The organism is Barnesiella sp. ET7, assembly GCF_024733785.1.
GTDB classification, from domain to species: Bacteria; Bacteroidota; Bacteroidia; order Bacteroidales; family Barnesiellaceae; genus Barnesiella; species Barnesiella merdigallinarum.
The window spans coordinates 80,588-102,082 of the sequence record NZ_JANRHM010000004.1 but is presented as its reverse complement, the minus strand read 5'-3'; the positions used below and the strand labels follow the sequence as shown (position 1 = coordinate 102,082).

At 54.3% G+C, this 21,495-nt stretch carries 14 protein-coding genes; 11 read left to right on the top strand and 3 right to left on the bottom strand.

Annotated elements, in window-relative coordinates; translation table 11 throughout:
* The first annotated feature begins 131 nt into the window (after positions 1-131).
* The 10 genes from clpP to NW211_RS03760 all read left to right on the top strand — a co-directional run bounded on the left by clpP (position 132) and on the right by NW211_RS03760 (position 14,762).
* Positions 132-827 (top strand): ATP-dependent Clp endopeptidase proteolytic subunit ClpP, encoded by a 696-nt coding sequence (gene clpP / locus NW211_RS03805; RefSeq protein ID WP_087407653.1) that lies wholly within the window; start codon positions 132-134, stop codon positions 825-827.
* Entirely contained in the window at positions 814-2,046 is a 1,233-nt protein-coding gene (gene clpX, locus NW211_RS03800) for an ATP-dependent Clp protease ATP-binding subunit ClpX (RefSeq protein ID WP_087407652.1), read from the top strand. Before clpP ends, clpX begins: the two co-directional genes overlap by 14 nt.
* Before the next feature lie 100 nt (positions 2,047-2,146).
* Complete coding sequence (recQ, locus tag NW211_RS03795; RefSeq protein WP_087407651.1) at positions 2,147-4,327, top strand: DNA helicase RecQ; 2,181 nt, start codon at positions 2,147-2,149, stop codon at positions 4,325-4,327.
* A 221-nt stretch (positions 4,328-4,548) separates the two neighbouring features.
* On the top strand, positions 4,549-6,021 hold the full coding sequence (gene guaB / locus NW211_RS03790) for an IMP dehydrogenase (RefSeq protein WP_258326977.1): 1,473 nt from the start codon (positions 4,549-4,551) through the stop codon (positions 6,019-6,021).
* Positions 6,022-6,170: 149 nt separating this feature from the next.
* Positions 6,171-8,111, top strand: a complete 1,941-nt coding sequence (locus NW211_RS03785) for a peptidylprolyl isomerase (protein WP_087407650.1) — start codon at positions 6,171-6,173, stop codon at positions 8,109-8,111.
* A 54-nt stretch (positions 8,112-8,165) separates the two neighbouring features.
* Positions 8,166-9,056 (top strand): peptidylprolyl isomerase, encoded by an 891-nt coding sequence (locus tag NW211_RS03780; RefSeq protein ID WP_087407649.1) that lies wholly within the window; start codon positions 8,166-8,168, stop codon positions 9,054-9,056.
* A 12-nt stretch (positions 9,057-9,068) separates the two neighbouring features.
* Positions 9,069-10,439, top strand: coding sequence for a peptidylprolyl isomerase (locus NW211_RS03775; protein WP_087407648.1), 1,371 nt, complete (start codon positions 9,069-9,071; stop codon positions 10,437-10,439).
* Positions 10,440-10,469: 30 nt separating this feature from the next.
* Positions 10,470-12,074 (top strand): OstA-like protein, encoded by a 1,605-nt coding sequence (locus tag NW211_RS03770; RefSeq protein ID WP_258326976.1) that lies wholly within the window; start codon positions 10,470-10,472, stop codon positions 12,072-12,074.
* 14 nt (positions 12,075-12,088) lie between these two features.
* On the top strand, positions 12,089-13,987 hold the full coding sequence (mutL, locus tag NW211_RS03765) for a DNA mismatch repair endonuclease MutL (RefSeq protein ID WP_258326975.1): 1,899 nt from the start codon (positions 12,089-12,091) through the stop codon (positions 13,985-13,987).
* Between the two features lie 16 nt (positions 13,988-14,003).
* Complete coding sequence (locus tag NW211_RS03760; protein WP_258326974.1) at positions 14,004-14,762, top strand: YaaA family protein; 759 nt, start codon at positions 14,004-14,006, stop codon at positions 14,760-14,762.
* Between the two features lie 45 nt (positions 14,763-14,807).
* Here the strand turns inward: NW211_RS03760 and NW211_RS03755 are convergent, their stop codons facing one another.
* The 3 genes from NW211_RS03755 to NW211_RS03745 form a co-directional block, all read right to left on the bottom strand.
* Positions 14,808-15,572, bottom strand: coding sequence for an EFR1 family ferrodoxin (locus NW211_RS03755; RefSeq protein WP_258326973.1), 765 nt, complete (start codon positions 15,570-15,572; stop codon positions 14,808-14,810).
* 15 nt (positions 15,573-15,587) lie between these two features.
* Complete coding sequence (locus NW211_RS03750; RefSeq protein WP_087407643.1) at positions 15,588-17,879, bottom strand: NADP-dependent malic enzyme; 2,292 nt, start codon at positions 17,877-17,879, stop codon at positions 15,588-15,590.
* A gap of 282 nt (positions 17,880-18,161) precedes the next feature.
* Positions 18,162-19,799 (bottom strand): DUF6377 domain-containing protein, encoded by a 1,638-nt coding sequence (locus NW211_RS03745; RefSeq protein WP_258326972.1) that lies wholly within the window; start codon positions 19,797-19,799, stop codon positions 18,162-18,164.
* A gap of 320 nt (positions 19,800-20,119) precedes the next feature.
* On the opposite strand from NW211_RS03745, the gene NW211_RS03740 reads away from it, so the two are divergent.
* Positions 20,120-21,478 (top strand): SusF/SusE family outer membrane protein, encoded by a 1,359-nt coding sequence (locus NW211_RS03740; RefSeq protein WP_258326971.1) that lies wholly within the window; start codon positions 20,120-20,122, stop codon positions 21,476-21,478.
* Positions 21,479-21,495 lie beyond the last annotated feature (17 nt).

Below are 21,495 nucleotides of genomic sequence, written 5' to 3'. Positions count from 1 at the left end.
TATATCTTTGTATGAGATAGAATGTGTCTTGACAAAGTCAAACAGTATCTTTGTTTCCCGGTTTGACTTTGGCTATGGCTTTCGCAACCATGGATTGAAAATAGGGATAGAAACAATTAAATACGTATAACATGACCAACGATTTTAGAAATTATGCGGTGAAGCATTTAGGCATGAACGGTCTGGCTTTGGACCAGTATGCACAGTTTACCAGCAGTTACCTCTCTCCGACCATTATGGAGGAGCGTCAGTTGAATGTCACTCAGATGGACGTGTTCTCGCGTTTGATGATGGATCGTGTGATCTTTCTGGGAACACCTATCGACGATTATACCTCGAATGTCATAGAGGCGCAGTTGCTCTACCTCGATGCCGCCGACCCCGGTAAAGACATCTCGATTTATTTCAATACGCCGGGCGGGTCGGTTTATGCCGGGTTGGGCATCTACGACACCATGCAGTTTATCAGCTGCGACGTGTCGACTATCTGCACCGGTATGGCCGCCTCGATGGGAGCCGTGCTGCTGGTAGCCGGTACCAAGGGGAAACGCTTTGCCCTGAAACACTCGCGGGTGATGATTCACCAGCCGATGGGTGGCGCCCAGGGTCAGGCCTCGGATATTGAGATTACCGCTCGCGAAATACAGAAACTTAAGAAAGAACTTTATACCATTATCGCCGACCACTCGGGCAACACCTACGAGCGGGTAGAGAAAGACTCGGACCGCGACTACTGGATGACTGCCATCGAGGCCAAAGAGTATGGCATGATCGATGAGGTATTGGTTAAATCCAAGAAAAACGATTTGAGCAATGGCGAAAGGTGAGAAGTGTAGTTTTTGCGGACGAGGTGAAAACGAGGTGCGGTTGCTGATGCCCGGCCGTGACGGCTGCATCTGTGACGAGTGTGCCGAACAGGCCTACCTCCTTTCCGAAGAGTATCTGCACAAGAAGCGGAAGAAAAATTCGAAATGGTCGATTTCGCGCGAGGAGTTGCCCAAGCCCGAAGAGATAAAGAGCTTTCTCGACCAGTACGTCATCGGGCAGGACGATGCCAAGCGCTACCTGGCCGTGTCGGTCTACAACCACTACAAGCGCATCATGCAGAATGCGACCGACGATGCCGACGATGTGGAGATAGAGAAGTCGAACATCATCATGGTAGGCCCCACGGGTACCGGCAAGACCTTACTGGCCAAGACCATTGCCCGGCTGCTCAAGGTGCCCTTTACCATTGTCGATGCCACGGTGCTCACCGAGGCCGGTTACGTGGGCGAAGATATAGAGAGCATTCTCACCCGCCTGCTGCAGGTGGCCGACTATGATGTGGAGGCCGCCGAGCGGGGTATCGTCTTTATCGACGAGATCGACAAGATAGCCCGCAAGAGCGACAACCCCTCGATTACCCGCGACGTGAGCGGCGAAGGCGTGCAGCAAGGGTTGCTCAAGCTGCTCGAAGGCTCTATCGTGAACGTGCCGCCCCAAGGCGGGCGCAAGCACCCCGAGCAGAAGATGATTCCGGTCAACACCAAGAACATCCTCTACATCTGCGGCGGGGCCTTCGACGGTATCGAGCGCAAGATAGCCATGCGGCTCAATGCCCACGTGGTAGGGTTCAACGGCGGTGGCAGCAACAACCGTATCAACCGCGACAACCTGTTGCAGTACATTGCCCCGCAAGACCTCAAGTCGTATGGTCTCATCCCCGAGATTATCGGGCGTCTGCCCATCCTCATCTACCTGAATCCTCTCGATCGCGACGCTCTGCGCCGTATTCTGGTCGAGCCCAAAAACTCGATTATCAAGCAGTATGTCAAACTGTTCGAGATGGATGGCGTGAAGCTCACCTTCGACGACGACATGCTCGACTATGTGGTCGACAAGGCCATCGAGTTTAAACTGGGAGCCCGCGGCTTGCGCTCGATTGTCGAGACGGTGATGATGGATGCCATGTACGAGACCCCCTCGTCGGCGAAGAAGAAGCTGAACATCACCCGCAGCTATGCCGAGAAAAAATTAGAGAAAGCAAAACTATTGGCCGTATAAAAAAAGCAGCATTAAAATTTGGTAATTACGCAGAGTTGTTTATAAATTTGTTAGACCGATAAGAGATCGGCTAACCAATAACGAGAAAGAGAATAACCGTATGGCAAAAGAAGTAAATTTGACCGAGGAACTGAAAAAGCATTTCGGATTCGATACCTTCAAAGGAAATCAGGAAGCGATTATCAAAAATTTACTCGCCGGGAAAGACACCTTTGTATTGATGCCTACCGGAGGAGGTAAGTCGCTTTGTTATCAACTACCGTCCCTGATTCTCGACGGGACGGCCGTCGTCATTTCGCCTTTGATTGCATTGATGAAAAACCAGGTCGATGCCATGCGCAACTTCAGCGCCGAAGACGGTGTGGCTCACTTTATAAACTCCTCGCTCAACAAGGCGGCAATCGATCAGGTCAAGAGTGATATATTGTCGGGAAAAACCAAATTGCTGTATGTCGCACCCGAGTCGCTTACCAAGGAAGAGAATATCGACTTTTTGCGTCAGGTAAACATCTCGTTTTATGCTGTCGACGAGGCGCACTGTATCTCGGAGTGGGGGCACGACTTCCGTCCCGAGTATCGCCGCATACGACCCATCATCAACGAGATAGGTGTGAAACCCGTTATCGCCCTCACGGCCACTGCCACCCCCAAGGTGCAGCACGATATCCAGAAGAACCTGGGCATGCTCGATGCCACGGTCTTCAAGTCGTCGTTCAACCGGCCCAACCTCTACTACGAGGTGCGCCCCAAGACGGCGAATATCGACAAGGATATAATCAAATATATCAAGTCGCAGGAGGGGAAGTCGGGCATCATCTATTGCCTGAGCCGCAAGAAGGTGGAAGAGCTGGCCGAACTACTGCAGGTGAACGGGATACGGGCGTTGCCCTACCACGCCGGTATGGACTCGGCTACCCGTACGCAAAACCAGGACGCATTCCTGTTGGAAAAGATCGACGTTATCGTCGCCACGATAGCCTTTGGCATGGGCATCGACAAACCCGATGTGCGCTATGTCATACACTACGATATACCCAAGAGCCTCGAGGGCTACTATCAGGAGACGGGACGTGCCGGTCGTGACGGAGGTGAAGGCCAATGTATAACATTTTATATCAACAAAGACTTGCAGAAACTCGAGAAGTTCATGCAGGGTAAACCCCTGGCCGAGCAAGAGATAGGCAAACAGTTGCTGCTGGAAACCGCAGCCTATGCCGAGTCGTCGCTCTGCCGCCGCAAGATTCTGCTGCACTACTTCGGTGAGGAGTATGAAGAAGACAATTGCGGAAATTGTGATAATTGCCTAAATCCTAAAAAACAAGTGGAAGCAAAAGATCAACTTTGTGCGGTTCTTGAAACTATCATTGCACTGAAAGAGAAATTTAAAACCGAATATGTTATCGATGTCCTGCTGGGCAAAGAGACCAGCCAGGTGCTCTCGTATCAGCACGAAGACCTGGAGGTCTTCGGTAGCGGACAGGGCGAAGACGAGCGTACGTGGAATGCCGTAATCCGTCAGGCATTGATAGCCGGTTATATCAGTAAGGATATTGAAAACTATGGATTGTTGAAGGTGACCAAAGCCGGACACGCATTCCTGAAGAATCCGGTATCGTTCAAGATTGTGAAGGATGTCGATTTCGAAGAGATGGAGGAAGAGGTACCCATGAAGGGCGGAGCCGCCTGTGCGGTAGACCCCGAGCTGTACGCCATCCTCAAAGACCTGCGCAAGAAGATTGCCAAGCGGCTCGAGTTGCCGCCCTACGTCATCTTCCAGGACCCGTCGCTCGAAGCCATGGCCACGACCTATCCCATCACCCTCGAGGAGTTGCAGAACATTCCGGGTGTGGGTGCCGGCAAAGCCAAACGATACGGCGAGGAGTTCATCAAGGTCATCAAGGCTCACGTCGAGGAGAACGAAATCGAGCGTCCCGAAGACCTGCGCGTGCGCACCGTAGCCAACAAGTCGAAGCTGAAGGTCTCGATTATCCAAGCCATCGACCGCAAGATTGCCCTCGACGAACTGGCCGAGTCGAAGGGGCTCGACTTCAGCGAGCTGCTCGACGAAATCGAGGCCATCGTCTACTCGGGCACGAAGATTAACATCGATTACTTTCTGCGCGAGATTATGGACGACGAGCACATCGACGACATTTTCAACTACTTCAAGGAGAGCGAGAGCGACAGCCTCGAGGATGCCATCGAAGAGTTTGGCATGGAATACAGCGAGGAGGAGATACGGTTGATTCGTATCAAGTTCCTCTCCGAGATGGGAAATTGATATAACCAGCGTTACGATACAAAGGGGCGACTCGATACACGGGCCGCCCCTTTCTGTATCGGTACCGGCTCTGCTCGCGCCGGTCGGTGGGAGCGGTCGGGGCACCCTGTTCGACTCTCTTTGGAGCGAACAATAAATAATAAAAAAATCTGTCGAAGCTCTATAATAGCTTGCAAAAAATTTTTATCTTTGCATGCAATAAAATTCTAATGAACTTCATTATGTCATTTGTTGCAGAAAAAGTGGTGATGGACGGATTAACCTTTGACGATGTATTGTTAATCCCCGCTTACTCCGAAGTCCTCCCTCGTGAAGTCGAGCTCTCGACACAGTTTTCACGAAATATCCGATTAAATATTCCTTTAGTTTCGGCGGCCATGGATACCGTTACCGAAGCACAGTTGGCAATCGCTATCGCTCGCGAAGGCGGCATTGGCGTGATTCATAAAAACATGAGCATCGAGGCCCAGGCCCGGCAGGTACACGCCGTGAAACGTGCCGAGAACGGTATGATTTACGACCCCGTGACCATACGTTGCGGCTCTACGGTGCGCGAAGCATTGGCGATGATGAGCGAATACCACATCGGTGGTATCCCCGTAGTCAACGAAAACAAGATACTGGTGGGTATCGTTACCAACCGCGACTTGCGGTTTGAGCGCGATCTCGACCGTTTGGTCGACGAGGTGATGACCAAGGAGAACCTGGTTACAACCTCGCAGTCGACCGACCTGCAGCAGGCTGCCGACATCCTCCAGAAATACAAGATCGAGAAGCTGCCCGTAGTCGACAAGGAAGGGCATCTCGTAGGACTGGTAACCTACAAGGATATTACCAAAGCCAAGGACAAACCGTTTGCCTGCAAAGACAAGCTGGGCCGTCTGCGCGTAGCTGCCGGAGTGGGCGTTACCGTCGACTCGATGACCCGTGTCGACGCCCTGGTCGAGGCCGGTGCCGATGCTATCGTCATCGATACGGCACACGGTCACTCCAAAGGTGTGATTGGCGTATTGAAAGATATTAAGGCCAAATATCCCGACATCGATGTCGTTGTGGGCAATATTGCCACTGGCGAGGCTGCCCGTTACCTGGTCGATGCCGGAGCCGACGGTGTGAAAGTCGGTATCGGTCCGGGTTCCATCTGTACGACCCGCGTTATTGCCGGTGTGGGTGTGCCTCAGCTGTCGGCCGTATATGATGTGGCCAAGGCTCTGAAAGGTACGGGTGTACCCTTGATTGCCGACGGTGGTATCCGTTACTCGGGCGATATTGTCAAGGCGCTGGCCGCCGGAGCCTACTCGGTGATGCTGGGTGGCATGCTGGCCGGTGTGGAAGAGTCGCCGGGCGAGACCATCATCTTCAACGGCCGTAAGTACAAGTCGTACCGCGGCATGGGTTCGCTCGAAGCCATGGAGAAGGGTTCGAAAGACCGTTATTTCCAGGCCAACGAAACCGATACCAAGAAGCTGGTACCCGAGGGTATCGCCGCCCGTGTCCCCTTCAAAGGCTCGCTCTACGAAGTGGTTTACCAGATGGTAGGCGGTCTGCGTGCCGGTATGGGCTATTGCGGTGCCAAGGACATCGAAGCCCTGCACAACGCTAAATTTACCCGTATCACCAACGCCGGTGTAGCCGAGAGTCACCCCCACGACGTGACCATCACCAGCGAGGCTCCCAATTACAGCCGGGGATAACGGAGTGAAATAGATTTTTGCGAAAAAATGATACACTATTTTAGCGGTTGCCATATAATTTTTCTATCGTTGCAGCGTTAAAATAGTGTATTATTTTTTTGATAACTTGAGCCCGCAAGGGTCTCGATAAAAACATAACGCATAACACAATGAAAAACAAATGGCTTGTAGCGGCTTTGCTTGCCGGTAATTCCTGGGCCTGGGTCTTGGCTGCCGATGTAGACCCGGTCATTATGAGAGTAAACAACAAGGATATTCACAAATCGGAGTTCGAGTATATCTACAACAAGAACAGCCAGCAGCAAATCGACCAGAAGTCGCTCGACGAATACGTTACGCTATTTAAGAACTATAAACTCAAGGTGGCCGAGGCCGAGGCTCTGGGCATCGACACGACCGCCGCATTCAAAAAAGAGTTGGCCGGGTATCGCGACGAGTTGGCCAAGCCCTATCTCATCGATTCGTCGGTCGACGAGAAGTTGGCCCGCGAGGCTTACGACCGCATGAAAGAGGATGTAGAGGTTAGCCACATCCTTATCGGCCTCAATGCCCGCACTCCCGAGGAGCGTGCAGCCGCACGGCAGAAAGCCGACTCGATATTGAACTGCATCAGAGACGGTCAGGACTTCGGTGCTCTGGCCGAGAAATACAGCGAAGACGGTTCGCGCCAGAACAAAGGCTATTTGGGATTCATCAGTGGCGGCCGCACCGTCTATCCGTTCGAGAAAGCCGCATTTGCCCTGCAGCCGGGCGAGGTGTCGGACGTGGTGGAGACCCAGTTTGGCTACCACATCATCAAGGTACACAGCCGCCGGCCCAACCCCGGTGAGTTTCTCTTTGCACACATCATGGTGCTGGTTCCCCGCAACGCTTCCGACGAGGTGAAGAAACAGAAAGAGGCCGAGATTCGTGCCATCTATGCCGAGTTGAAGGCCGGGGCCGACTTTGCCACGCTGGCCAAGGAGCGCTCGGAGGACAAAGGCACGGCCGTACGCGGCGGTGAGTTGCCCTGGGTAAGCAGCGGTCAGTTTGTCAAAGAGTTTGAAGATGCCGGTTTTGCCCTCAAGAACAAAGGCGACATCTCCGAGCCCGTGCTCTCGCCCTATGGCTGGCACATCATCAAGTTGCTCGACAAGCGGGGTATCAAGCCCTTTGAGCAGATGCGTTCGGAGATTGCCCGCATGATGACTCGCGACGAGCGGGGCGGCATGGCTCGCAATGCCATGGTGGCCAAGTTGAAGACCGAATACAATTTCGCACTGGTCGAGGCTCAGCAGGAGAAACTGATGAAGCTGGCCCAGGAGATGGGTAAGGTCGATTCGTCTTACATCGCAGCCATTCACAACGACCAGAGCCAACTCTTCTCGTTCCAGGGTCACACCTATACCGTAGCCGACTTTGCCAAGTTCTTGCCCAAGGGTCGCGACGTGACTCGCAACGTGTCGGACTACATCTCGGCCATGGTCGGTTTCATGGTCGACCGCGAGATTCTCGATTACGAGAAGAGCCGTCTCGAGGAGAAATATCCCGACTTCCGCAACCTGATGAACGAATACCGCGACGGCATGCTGCTCTTCGAAGTGAGCAACCGTGAGGTATGGGAGAAGGCTTCGCAAGATACCGAAGGCCTGCAGAAGTTCTTCAAGAAAAACAAGAAAAAATACAAATGGGACAAACCGCACTACAAAGGGTTCCTTATCCAATGTAGCGACGATACCACCGCCACGGCCATCAAGAAACAGTTGAAGAAACTCGATGCCGACTCGGTAATCGTGGTACTCACCCGCGAGTTCAACACCGACTCGCTCACCCGGGTGAAGGTAGAGCGCGGCCTCTTTGTCGAGGGCGAGAATGGTTGGGTAGACCAACTGGTATTCAAGGGCGCTCCGGCCAAGGCCGACGAGAAACTGCCGGTAGCCTTCGTGTCGGGCAAGCTGTTGAAGAAATATCCCGAGGCTTATACCGACGTACGCGGTCAGGTGACGGCCGATTATCAGAACTATCTCGAGAAGGTATGGGTCGAAAACCTCAACAAGAAGTACCCGGTAGAAATAAATGAAGATGTTCTAAAAACCGTTAACAAGCAATAGCAAGTGGTTATTTAGTCGTATTTTAGCAGACGATTAACCACGGCGCTCGGCAACATGTATAAAGTATCGACAACACTATTCGCTGCAATCCTTTCGGCATGCCTTTTCACGGCGTGCCGAAGTGGGTTACGGACCGATGAAGATTCGCTGGTGCAGGTGGGCGATGCCATCCTGTCGCGCCACGAGGTTGTCGAGGCCATGCCCGAGGGACTTTCGCCTGCCGATAGTGCCGAGTTTGCCGAGCGTTACATACACCGCTGGATCGACGACGAGCTGCTCTACGAGGTAGCTCGCAAGAATGTGCCCGACCTGGAGCGCATCGACGCACTGGTCGAGCGATACCGTCGCGATCTGGTCATCTTCGAGTACCGCAAGCGGTTGTTGAGCGAGCGGGCCGACAAGGAGATCGACGAGCAGGAGATGCTCGACTATTACGAGAAAAACTCCGATATGTTCCGCTTGCGCGAGGCTATTCTCAAAGGTCTCTTTCTGAAGGTCCCCGAGAATGCTCCCAACATCGGGCAGTTGAAAAAGTGGTATTGTTCGCCCAAGTCCGACGGGGTGGAGAAGATTGAGAAGTATGCCTTGAAAAATGTCGTTATCTACGACTACTTCTACGATCGTTGGGTACCCTTTGAAGAGATTGTGAGCAATATCCCCTACGAGTTCGGCGACCCCGAAACCTTCTTGAAGAGTCACCGCAAGCTCGAGTTCAACAAGAACGGCTACTGGTATCTGCTCAACATTACCGAGTACAAGGCTCCGGGCGAGGTGATGCCCTACGATTTTGCCAAGACTCAGATACAGGAGATTCTGGCCAACAGCAACCGGCTCGACTTCAACCGGGAACTGGAGGAGAATCTCTACAACGACGCCGAGAAATCGGGCGAAATAAAATGGTTATATCCGCGAGAGCAATCTCTGCGAGACGATAGTATAAAATAAGATTTTTGAATTATGCGTAAACTTACTGATTGGCTTTTGTTTTTCGTATTGGCAGTAGCGGTGTCTCTGCCGGTTTTTGCCGATGACGACGACAACGTCATCGACGAGGTCGTATGGGTCGTAGGCGACGAGGCCATCTACAAGTCGGAGGTCGAGGAGCAGTACCGCCAGATGCAATATGACGGGCAGCGTATCGACGGCGATCCCTATTGTGTGATACCCGAGCAGCTCGCCGTGCAGAAACTCTTCCTGCACCAGGCCAAGCTCGACACCATTACGGTGCCCGACGCCACTGTTTTCCAGCAGGTCGAGGCCCGTATCAACTACCTCATTGCCAACATCGGTTCCAAGGAGAAGATGGAGGAGTATTTCAAGAAACCCGTTACCGAGATTCGCGAAGAGCTGGCCAATATCATTCGCGACCAGGGCACGGTGCAGGAGGTACAGCGCACGCTGGTCAAGGATGTGAAGATTACCCCCGCCGAGGTGCGTCGCTTCTACAACCAGTTGCCCTCCGACAGTATCCCCTATATCCCCTTGCAGGTCGAGGTGCAGATTATTACCCTCAACCCCAAGGTTCCCCAGCAGGAGATTGACAACGTGAAGGCCCGGTTGCGCGACTTCAGCGACCAGGTGAACCGCGGCGAACGCGACTTCTCGACCCTGGCCGTGCTCTACTCCGAAGACCGGGGTACAGCCATGATGGGCGGCGAGATGGGCTTTGTGAGCAAGAGCAACCTGGTGCCCGAGTTTGCCGATGTGGCCTTCAACCTGAACGACCCGAAAAAGGTGTCGAAGATTGTCGAGACCGAGTACGGCTACCACATCATCCAGCTCATCGAGAAGCGGGGCGACCGCATCAATGTGCGTCACATTCTGCTGCGTCCGCATGTATCCGAAAAGGATATAACCGATGCGTTGGAACGTCTCGACTCCCTCCGTACCGACTTGGTCGACAACAAGAAGTTTTCGTTCGACGAGATTACCCAATTTGTTTCACAAGACAAGGATACCCGCAACAACAAGGGGTTGATGGTGAATCCCCAGACCGGTAACCCCAAGTTCGAGATGGGGCAGCTCCCGCAGGATGTCGCCAAGGTGGTGGCCGACATGCAGGTGGGCGACATCTCGAAGCCCTTTGTGATGACCGACGAGCGTAAGAACAAAGAGGTGGTGGCTATCGTGAAACTGAAGAGCCGCATCGAGGGACACAAGGCCAACATGTCGGACGACTATCAGACCCTCAAGGCCATCGTGGAGGAGAAGAAGAAAACCGAAATCCTGAACGAGTGGCTGGCCAAGAAGCAGAACGAAACCTACATCCGCATCAAGGACGGGTGGCGAAACTGCGAATTTAAATACGACGGTTGGATTAAGAATTAAGCGCCTATGGGGCACGATAAGAACAGAAATATGGATAACCAAGGTAAGAGGCATAAAACGCTGGCAGGTGTTTTATGCCTGCTTGCTGTTGGTATGTGGGCTGCTACGACTACGCCGCAACGGCCTTTGCCGCCGCGCGACGACCCTAACAAGGTCTATCTGCTCAACAGCGACGAACTCACCTTCGACAAGGAGCAGAGTGCCGACTACCGGGTGTTGCGGGGCAATGTGGTATTCCGCAAGGACAGCATGTACATGTATTGCGACAGTGCCTATTTTTATGAAAAGGACAACTCGCTCGATGCCTTCGGCAACGTGCACATGGAGCAGGGCGACACCCTCTTTATCTACGGCGATGTGCTCTACTACAACGGCAACGAGCAGATAGCCCGCCTGCGCGAGAATGTGCGCATGGAGAACCGCGACGTGACCCTCTTTACCGACAGTCTCAACTACGAGATGATACCCAACATCGGCTACTATTTCGACGGGGGCAAGCTGGTCGACTCGCAAAACGAACTCTCGTCGGTCTACGGCCAATACTCGCCCGACACGAAGCAGTCGGTCTTCAACTTCGACGTGCAGCTGATTAACGAGAAGTACACTCTCTACTCCGATACCCTCGAGTACAATACCCAAACCAAGATAGCCGACATCGTGGGCCCTTCGACCATCGTCTCGGACAGCAACATCATCTATTCGACCGCCGGCTGGTACAACACCGAGACCGACAAGTCCATGTTGCTGAAGCGCTCGCTGGTCACCTCGAAGGGGCAGAGCCTCACGGGCGATACCATCTACTACGACCGCCGGTCGGGCTTCGGCGAGGTCTTCGGCAATATGGTGCTCAACGACTCGGTACGCTCCATCATCATGGAGGGGCAGTATGGCTTCTACAACGAGCGCACCGAATATTCGTTTGCCACCGACTCGGCCCGGGTGCTCGAGTTTTCGCGAGGCGACACCCTCTACCTGCACGCCGATACCCTCAAGTCGCACCTCATTTTGCCCGATTCTACCCGTCTGCTGCAGGCCTATCACGGCGTGCGGTTCTTCCGGGTCGATGCCCAGGGGGTGTGCGACTCGATGGAGTTCACCTCGGCCGACTCGTTGCTGCACATGTACAAACTGCCCATCATCTGGAACGAGAACTACCAGATAACGGGCGACACCATACGCATACACATGAACGACAGTTCGGTCGACTGGGCCTATATCCCGGCCGCCGCCTTTGCTACTCAGCACAAGGATTCGGTCTTCTTCGACCAGGTGTCGGGCAAGACTCTGATGGCGTGGTTCGACCAGGGGCAGTTGCGTCAGGTCGATGTGAGCGGTAACGCCCAGACCATTTTCTACCCGCAGGAGCGCGACTCTACCCTCACGGGGCTCAACAAGGCCGAGAGCGGATTCCTCACCATGTATCTGAAGAATCAGCAGATGGAGAAGATTATCATCTGGCCACAGCCGCAGGGCAGCATGACACCCATGGAACAGGTGAAGCCCGACCAGCTCTATCTGCCCGCCTACAAGTGGTACGACGAGCTGAGGCCGACGAGCCCCGACGACATCTTCCGCAAGCCCGAGGTGAAGCCCGAGGTGGTCGAGGAGGAGAAGAAGCATCGGTTCAGTCATTAGCGAGAGGAGGTTTTATGAGTGATATTATACATTTGTTGCCCGATTCCGTGGCCAATCAGATAGCCGCGGGCGAGGTGATACAACGGCCGGCCTCGGTCATCAAGGAGCTGGTCGAGAATGCGGTCGATGCCGGTGCCACTGCGATTCAGATTGTACTGAAGGATGCCGGCCGCACCCTTATTCAGGTAATCGACAACGGCAAGGGCATGTCGCCCACCGACGCCCGGCTCGCTTTCGAGCGCCACTCGACCTCCAAGATACGCAAGGCCGAAGACCTTTTCACCTTGCACACCATGGGTTTCCGCGGCGAGGCGTTGGCCTCGATTGCCGCCATTGCTCAGGTTGAGTTGCGTACCCGCCGCAGCGAGGACGAGGTGGGCACCTGCGTCCGCATGGCTGCCTCGCAATGCGAGGGGCAGGAGTCCGTCTCCACGCCCGTAGGCAGCAACTTTTCCGTGAAGAATATCTTTTTCAACGTGCCGGCCCGTCGCAAGTTCCTCAAGTCGAATCAGGTGGAGCTGAGCAACATCCTGAGCGAGTTTGAGCGTATGGCCCTCATCAATACCCAGGTGGCCTTTACCCTCACGCACAACGATACCGAACTCTTCGACCTGCCGGCCTCCAACCTGCGCCAGCGCATCGTGGCCCTCTTCGGGAAGAGCCTCAACCAACAGTTGCTCTCGCTCGATACCTCGACTTCGCTGGTCAAGATCTCGGGCTATGTAGGCCGGCCCGAGTCGGCCCGCAAGCGGGGAGCCCTGCAATACTTTTTCGTCAACGGGCGTTACATGCGTCACCCCTATTTCCATAAGGCGGTGACCATCTGCTACGAAAATCTGGTACCGGTAGGCGAGATGCCCAACTACTTCATCAACCTCACGGTCGAGCCCGAAACCATCGACGTGAACATTCATCCCACGAAGTCGGAAATCAAGTTCGAGAACGAGCAGCCTATCTGGCAGATTCTTTCGGCTTCGGTCAAGGAGGCGTTGGGCAAATACAGTGCGACACCCACCATCGACTTCGACATGGAGGATGCCCCCGAGATTCCCACCTCGAAACCGGGAGCCCATGTGGTACCTCCCACGGTGCAGGTCGACAAGTCGTACAACCCCTTCCGGTCGGGTGGGGGAGGCACGTCGGCCAAGCGGCCCCAATACGACTGGCAGCAGCTGTACAGCAGTTTCAACAGCGCCGGCGGAGGGGAGAGTCTGACTCCCGATACCGACGAGGTGGTGCCTTCGAAGGTCGACTTCTCGGGCGGTTACGTGTCGCGTCTCTCCGACGAAGAGCCTAAAGCCCCTCAGGAGAGCGGTATTTTCCCCGAATTTGAGTCGAAACTGAACCAAAGCGGGCGGCCCGTGTTGCAGTTGAAGGGTCGCTACATTGCCGTGCCTACGGCCGACGGTCTGATGATTGTCGACCAGCATCGGGCTCACGGCGTGATTCTCTTCGAGCGTTTCATGGCGGGCTTCTCGTCGCGCGAGATGGCCTCGCAACGTATCCTCTTCCCCGAGATGATGCAGCTCACTGTTTCGCAGGCCGCCGTCCTGCGGGAGATTTGGGACGACTTGACGGCCTTGGGATTCGACCTGGCCGATATGGGGCAGAACAGCTATTCGGTCAATGCCGTACCCGCCGGGATAGAGGGGGTCGATGCCTGCGACCTGATAGGGCAGATGATTGCGACCGCCTCGGAGAAGGAGCATGACGCCAAAACCTCCCTGCAGCAGCGCATCGCCTGGACGCTGGCCGAGGCTGCCGCCGTGCCGGTGGGGCAGACGCTCTCGAAAGAGGAGATGTCGACGATGGTCGACGACCTGCTTTCGCTCAAGACGCCGGCCTATACCCCTGCGGGGAAGACGGTCTTTGTCGTCATTTCGCATGACGAGTTGCAAAAACGATTCAACTGACTAAATAGCCGAACCTATGCTGGTATTGTTGTCACCGGCCAAGACCATGACCGGAAAGAGTAAGATCGAGGTGCCCGCCGTGACGGAGCCCCTCTTTGTGGACGAAGCTACCCGGATAGCCCGCGAGATGGTGGGTTACTCGGTCGACGAACTGGCTGCGATGCTGGGTGTGAGCCGCTCGCTGGCCCTGCAGACCTGGGAACGGTACAACGCCTTCCTCTCGCCCGAGACGCCTGCGGTGCCTTCGCTGCTGGCCTATACGGGCATTGTCTTCCGTTACCTCTCGCCGGCCGATTTCACGGCGGCCGACTTCACCTATGCCCAGGACCACTTGCGCATCGCCTCGGCCTGCTATGGGCTCACCCGTGCTCTCGACGGCATCAAGCCCTACCGCATGGAGTATACCGTGGAGCTCCCCTCGACGGGTTGCCCGCTGGATGCCTACTGGCGCCCCCGCATAACCGACCGGCTCATTGCCGACGTGCAGGCTGCCGGCGGCATTCTGGTCAATCTGGCCAGCCGCGAAATACAACAGTCGCTCGACTGGGCGCGCCTCAACCGCGAGGTGCGGGTGGTTACTCCCGAGTTCAAGGTGAGCAAAGGCGACATCCTCAAGACCATTGTGGTCTATGCCAAAATGATGAGGGGAGCCATGACCCGTTTTATCTTGAAAAACAGACTCACGACTCCCCAGGAGTTGGAGGCCTTTTCGGCCGAAGGTTTTCATTTTTCGCCCCGTCATTCGACGCCCGACAATCCCCTATTTATCGTGTGAGGGGGCCCTTGCGCGTCGCTTCCCGGAGGCGAGGCTATATTCTTTTTAGATAAACAGCTCGGGCTCTTTGCGCACCTCGCATGCCTTTTTCAGCATTCGGGTCGAGAGGGCCACTTTCAGTTTGCTCACTTTGCGGGCCTGGTGCGGACACACCGCGATGCACCTCATGCACGAGATGCACTTCTTGGTGTCGGTCTTCTGCGGATTGTCGAGAGGAATGGCACCCACCGGGCACAAGGCGGCACAGGTGCCGCACCGATTGCAGTCGCGGGTGGCGTGCGGCTTGAGGGGCACGCCGTTGTAGGGCTTGTAGTCGGGGTTGCCCTTTACCTCGATGGGGGCGGGGATACCGCCCTTCACCCGCTTGAGCTTGTCGACTATCTGTGAGGCAAACTGTTTCAGCACCTGCTCGTCGGCGGCATCGGGACGGCCGGTGGCGTAGACGTGCATGATGGAGTGCTCGGCAATGCAGGCGATACCGGCAACCGGGCGGAAGCCGTTCGACTCCAGCGCCGACTTCAGTTCGAGCAGGGCATCGTCGTAGTCGCGGTTGCCATACACGACCACGGGAATAGCCGGGGTGTCGTGCCCCGTGATTCCTTTCAGTCGTTCGATGGCAATGGCGGGAACCCGTCCGCCGAATACGGGCACTGCAGCCAGCAGCACCTCGTCATGCCCTAACTCGAGGGGCAGCCCTTCGGCTTGGGTTTTCGAGAGGTCTATCTCGACGGCCTGCGGGTCTATGGCCCTCCCTATGATTTCGGCAGCCTTGCGGGTACCGCCCGTAGGGCTGAATAGTGCGATATACATAATCTGTCTTCTCGCTTACTGTTTGTTTTTGTTCTGACGCTCCTGTACAATGGCATCGAGTACCGCTACCGTGGTGAGGTTGACGATGTCGCGCGTAGAGCTGGCGATGTCGGTAAAGTGGATAGGCTTGTTCAATCCCATCTGAATCGGGCCAATCGACTCGGCTACCCCCATCTCGAGCATCAGTTTGTAGGCCGAGTTGGCCGAGCTCAGGTTGGGGAATACGATGGTGTTTACCTCGCGCCCCTTGAGTTTGTTGAAGGGGTAGGTCTTGTCGCGCAATGCATTGTTGAGGGCGAAGTTCATCTGCATTTCGCCGTCGATAAGCATCTCGGGGTACTGCTCGTGCAGAATCTCGATAGCCTCGTGTATCCGTTGCGGGCTGCCCAGGTTGTCCGACCCGAAGTTGGAGTAGGAGACCATGGCAATGACGGGGTCTTGCGCAAAGAAGCGCACCGAGTCGTAGGCGAGTCGGGCAATGTCGACCAGCGTATCGGTGGTGGGCTTGCGGTTGATGAGGGTATCGGCAATGAAGTAGGTGCCCCGCTTGGTGTTCAGGATGTGCATGGCGCCGAAGTGTTTGTAACCCGGACGGATGCCGATCACATCCTTGGCTATCTGTATGGTCTCGGCATACTTCGAGTAGGTACCGGTGATGAAGGCATCGGCCTCGCCGGCTTCGACCATCATCATACCGAAGTAGTTGCGGTCGAACATCTTTTCGTGAGCCTCGGGGTAGGTCATGCCCTCGCGTTGACGCTTCTCGGTGAGCATGTGGGCATAGCGGCAGCGGCGATCCTCCTCGTCGGGGTGGCGCAGGTTGATAATCTGCATGCCCGTGAGGTCAACGCCTATCGAGGCGGCCAGTTTGCCGATGAGCTCGTCGTTGCCCAGCAGGATGGGGTGGCAGATGCCGTCGCGCATGGCCGTCTCGGCAGCCTTCAGCATGTTGGCGTGGTTGGCCTCGGCGAATACCACCCGTTTGGGCTCCTTGCGGGCCATCTCGGTAAACTCGCGCAACATCTTGTTGTCATAGCCCATGAGCTTCTTCAGCCGGTCGTTGTAGGCATCCCAGTCGGTAATGGGGTGCTGGGCCACGCCCGACTCCATGGCAGCCCGGGCCACGGCCGGAGCTACGGCGGTGAGCAACCGCGGGTCGAGAGCTTTGGGAATGATGTATTGCGGACCGAAGGTGAGGCGCTTGATGCCGTAGGCCGAGTTGACCACGTCGGGCACCGGTTCTTTGGTGAGCTGGGCAATGGCGTAGGTGGCGGCCCGTTTCATCTCTTCGTTGATGGTCGTGGCGCGTACGTCGAGCGCCCCGCGGAAGATATAGGGGAATCCCAGCACGTTGTTGATTTGGTTGGGATAGTCCGACCGGCCGGTGGCGAAAATCAGGTCGTCGCGCGAAGCCATGGCCTTGTCGTAGGCAATCTCGGGATTGGGATTGGCCAGGGCAAAGACGATAGGACGCTCGTTCATCGACTGTACCATCTCGGGGGTAAGTACGTCGGCCACCGAGAGGCCCAGGAAAATATCGGCACCCCGCATGGCCTCTTCCAGCGTGTGGATGTCGGTGCGGTCGGTAGCGAACTGTTGTTTCGAGGGGGGCAGGTTGGGACGGTCGGAGCGGATAACCCCCTTGCTGTCGACCATGACAATGTTTTCGCGTCTGATGCCCAGACCCATGTAGAGCTTGGTACACGAGATGGCGGCGGCACCGGCACCGTTGACCACGAGCTTGGCCTCTTCGATTTTCTTGCCCTGTATCTCGAGGGCGTTCAGCAGACCGGCACCCGAGATGATGGCCGTGCCGTGCTGGTCGTCGTGCATGACGGGGATATTCAACTCCTCTTTCAGGCGGGTTTCGATTTCGAAACACTCGGGCGCCTTTATATCCTCGAGGTTGATACCGCCGAAGGTAGGCGATATGGCCTTGACGGCCTCGATAAACTTGTCGGGGTCTTTTTCGTTGACTTCAATATCGAACACGTCGATGCCGGCAAATATCTTGAACAGCAGTCCCTTGCCCTCCATCACCGGCTTGCCGGCCAGGGCACCGATGTCGCCCAGACCCAGCACGGCCGTACCGTTGGAGATGACGGCTACCAGATTTCCCTTGGCCGTATATTCATACGCCGTATCGGGGTTCTTCTCTATCTCGAGACAGGGTTCGGCTACGCCCGGCGTATAGGCCAGGGAGAGGTCGCGCTGTGTACTGTATGGCTTGGTGGGAATGACTTCGATTTTCCCGGCTTTGCCTTCGCTGTGATATTTTAAGGCATCTTCTTTTAATTCGTTTGACATAAATATAGTATTAAGTAGTTTCTTCGTTTAATTTGTATGCTTAAAAGTTAAATAGCTTTTAGACTGTAAGCAAGCCGTATGCAAATGTAGCAAATATATCTCATCTCATGTGTTAAGAAAAATGTTTCTTTAACAATAAAGATTACATAAATAGTCGCTTTCTTTTCCTCTCGATTCGGCAACAGAGCCGATTGGGGGGCAGTTGTCGAGGGTATGAAGTGCCGCCCCTGAGGCGGTGGCAGATACCCCTCCCCCGGGTCGGCTATCGCTTCGGTGTGGATGTTACAGGTGCATGACTCGCTCTTCGAAGTCGTCGCGAGAGCCGATGGCCGAGTTGCGAATCTTTACCCGATAGTTGTATATGGTCGAAACCGAGTAGCACAGGAAGCGGGCTATTTGGTTGCTGTCGGTCGTGCCCAGGCGAACCAGCGCATAAATGCGTAGCTCGGGGGTGAGCGAATTGGGCTTGGGGGTGATGCGAGCCTCGGGCACCAGCAACTCGTTGAATTTCTCGACAAAGTCGGGGTATAGTTTCAGAAACGACTGGTCAAACTCGGCATAGAACATTTTGCGTTCGTTGTTGATACTGTTCTGTGATTTCAAATTTTTAGAGAGTTCTTCTATCTTACCCATCGAGGCCAGTTTGTTGAGCGAACGTCGATACTCGTCCATCTTGTCGATATATACGGCACACTGGTCCATGTATCGGCTCAGGTACTCCTCCTTGACGTGATTGCTCTCGGTGAGCGAGTTGTTCACGGTCTGCAAGTGTTTGTTGGTCTGGTTGAGTTTCTCCTTGACACTGTTGAGCTTGTGGTTTTGGAAAAACAGAATCACGAAGGTGATTAGCAGAATCACGCAGAAGGCGCAGGTGATGTAGGTAAACGTAATCGAGAGTTCGCGTTGTTTCTGTATCTGAGCCTGATATACCTCTTCGATAATGGTGAATACGGGCATGAATTCGAGGCTGCGCACCCGAGCGTTGCAGGCCCGGGCATCCTCGACCGAGCATTTGATGTAGTTGTAGGCGCGCTCGATGTCGCCCTCGTTGAACAGGAGTTCGGCCAGCCGGTGCAGCGAAACATATTCCCGCACGGCTGCTTTCAGGTCGCATTGAGCCGAGAGGGCGTAGTAGATTTTTGTGCTGTCGTTCTGTTGGGTCTGGGCAAAGACTTCGGCCATGCCGTAATAGATGATGCCCCGGTCGTGCGAGTTGAGTTGGCCTCGATAGAGAGCTTCGCGCAATATTTGCAATGCACTGGCGTAGTTGTGTTGTGCGGTGAGTTCGTCTGCCTTGACCACATAGTAGGTAAACGAGTTGGAGGGGTTGGACTGCAAGATAGAGTCGCGATAGAGGTTCAGGTGCTTGTTGTAGTCGTTGCGAATCTCCGGCTCCAGTGCATAGTCGGCCAGTAGTCCGTAGAGAGTCCGTTTCAAATGGTAGTAATAGGGAATGATGTAATGGGGCAGGGAGCTGCGTTTTATCTGGTTCAGCAGTTCGTCGGCTTCTTTGTACATGCCTGCGTTGTAGAGGCACTCGACCATATTGAGTCGGGCTTGTACCTGCATGTCTCGATTTTTCACCTGGTCGGCCAGATGAATCTGACGTTTTACATATACCGTTTGAGAGTCGATGCTGAATGCCCGATAGGCGTCGACCAGGTAGCCGAGAGCCCGGAATCGTTCGGCCGGTGAGAGTTGTTTCCTCAGGTTTTGTTTGAGAGTCTGTATCTCTCGCTCTTTTTTTTGACTGAAGCGGTAGCGGTAGCCGATGAGTCGGTCGAGCGAGTCGAGTGTTGCTTCGACGGTGAGTTGGGGCGGTTCGCAGCTTGGGGTTGCAGCTTGCGTATGAAAACAGGCAGGGAGCAGGGTGAGCAGGATGCCTATCGACAGGAGGGCAGGTCGATGTGATATGTTCATGGATGAGAAAATAAAGTTTATCGTTTTTTTTCTTGTCTTGTCTTCGATATGGGCAGATATGGGAATCGACGAAACAAAGATAAAAAGAATATTGTAAACAGAGCTGTTTAGGGGTGAAAAATGCTATCATAATGGCTACTTTTATGAATGTTGTATTTTTGTATAAAATATTGATAATAAAATATTTATTTTTAGTAAATATCTACTTTTTTACTACACCGAATTGACAAGGCCAAATAACCCTTCTATTTTTGTGTGGAAAATTGAAAACAGGGCGTGTACTCTGTGTAAACAAATTTATTAACCCAATATTAAATAGCATGAAAAGCAGATTCTTACTTTTCTCGGCTTTAGCCTTATGTTCGGCTACGGTAGCAGCCGGCAATTATCCCGCCTCGTTATATGTAATAGGTGATGCCACCCCGGCACAATGGGATAGTAATAATGTGATTCGTATGGTAACGGTCGAAGATGGTGTGTATGAATACACCGGCGATTTGACCGAAGGCCGCATGCGTTTTGTAACGACGTATGATTTTGCTCCCGGCTATGGCCCGGCCATGGCCTCTACGGTTGTGGGCGATAATCCCAATGAAACCTATCTGGATTTGACAACCGGTTCTCACGAGTTGGAATATCGTAGCGACTACACGGCTCCCGACAAGTCGTTCAAGGTATCAGCTGCCGGGCGCTATAAATTCAGAGTCGACCTTACCGGCGAAAAACCGCTGGTCGAGGTAATCGACGGTACCGAGTTGCCCGACCAGGCTGCCGCACACTTTGAGGCCGTGTATGCGATAGGCGATGCTACGGATGTGCACTGGGCTATCGAGAGTGCCATCGAGCTGCCCGAGACCTCTTTCGATTCGGGCATCTATAAAGGCACGTTGCAACTGAGCAAGTGCGAGGCTTTCGAAGGCTTGAAGTTTATGATGACCCGGAAGTGGAACGACCGCATGTACGTGTCGGCTCAGCCTGAGCAGACGATTGCCGCTCCCGGTGAGTATGATTTGAAATATACCACAACCAGCAGTGAGGACTGGAAGTTCGGTGTTCTGGTCGAGGGTTTGTACGAGGTGACGGTCGATGTAAACACCATGAAACTGACCATCGCCGAAACCTATCCCGAAAAGTTGTGGGTCATCGGTGATGCCGTTGGCGGCTGGACATTCGAAGACAACCATATTCTGGAAGTCAAGGACCAGGAAGGGGTATACTCCTGGACGGGCGATTTGACCGAGGGCGAATTGAAATTCTACGACGGCAACAGCTTTGACTATACGGCCTATGGCGCCGAGGCTGCCAACACTCCGTTCCAAGAGGGTGAGTCGACAATCACCAAGTTGAGCGATGGCAACGACTTCAAGTTCTACGTCGAGGCTGCTCAAGCCGGCAACTATACGTTGACTGTCGATCTGAAATCGATGAAACTCAATGTCGAGAAAAACGAAGGTCCCTCGACGGCAATCGAAGAGATTGAATCGATCGATTGGGTACAAGAGTCTTATGGAATCGTTTGCGACCGGGCTCAATCCATGGCACTGTATGACATCAGCGGCCGGGAAGTCGTTTCGGTCGACGCCACGCTGTTGTCCTTCGATGGCCTCAATTCAGGTATTTACGTGCTGGTTATCGAGACCTCCAAAGGCCGTATGACTCATAAGATAGCAGTTCGATAAATTATTTCATGGAGGCT

Coding starts and splice junctions, on each gene's coding strand:
- clpP (WP_087407653.1), top strand. CDS start 132: ATGACCAACGATTTTAGAAATTATGCGGTGAAGCATTTAGGCATGAAC.
- clpX (WP_087407652.1), top strand. CDS start 814: ATGGCGAAAGGTGAGAAGTGTAGTTTTTGCGGACGAGGTGAAAACGAG.
- recQ (WP_087407651.1), top strand. CDS start 2,147: ATGGCAAAAGAAGTAAATTTGACCGAGGAACTGAAAAAGCATTTCGGA.
- guaB (WP_258326977.1), top strand. CDS start 4,549: ATGTCATTTGTTGCAGAAAAAGTGGTGATGGACGGATTAACCTTTGAC.
- NW211_RS03785 (WP_087407650.1), top strand. CDS start 6,171: ATGAAAAACAAATGGCTTGTAGCGGCTTTGCTTGCCGGTAATTCCTGG.
- NW211_RS03780 (WP_087407649.1), top strand. CDS start 8,166: ATGTATAAAGTATCGACAACACTATTCGCTGCAATCCTTTCGGCATGC.
- NW211_RS03775 (WP_087407648.1), top strand. CDS start 9,069: ATGCGTAAACTTACTGATTGGCTTTTGTTTTTCGTATTGGCAGTAGCG.
- NW211_RS03770 (WP_258326976.1), top strand. CDS start 10,470: ATGGATAACCAAGGTAAGAGGCATAAAACGCTGGCAGGTGTTTTATGC.
- mutL (WP_258326975.1), top strand. CDS start 12,089: ATGAGTGATATTATACATTTGTTGCCCGATTCCGTGGCCAATCAGATA.
- NW211_RS03760 (WP_258326974.1), top strand. CDS start 14,004: ATGCTGGTATTGTTGTCACCGGCCAAGACCATGACCGGAAAGAGTAAG.
- NW211_RS03755 (WP_258326973.1), bottom strand. CDS start 15,572: ATGTATATCGCACTATTCAGCCCTACGGGCGGTACCCGCAAGGCTGCC.
- NW211_RS03750 (WP_087407643.1), bottom strand. CDS start 17,879: ATGTCAAACGAATTAAAAGAAGATGCCTTAAAATATCACAGCGAAGGC.
- NW211_RS03745 (WP_258326972.1), bottom strand. CDS start 19,799: ATGAACATATCACATCGACCTGCCCTCCTGTCGATAGGCATCCTGCTC.
- NW211_RS03740 (WP_258326971.1), top strand. CDS start 20,120: ATGAAAAGCAGATTCTTACTTTTCTCGGCTTTAGCCTTATGTTCGGCT.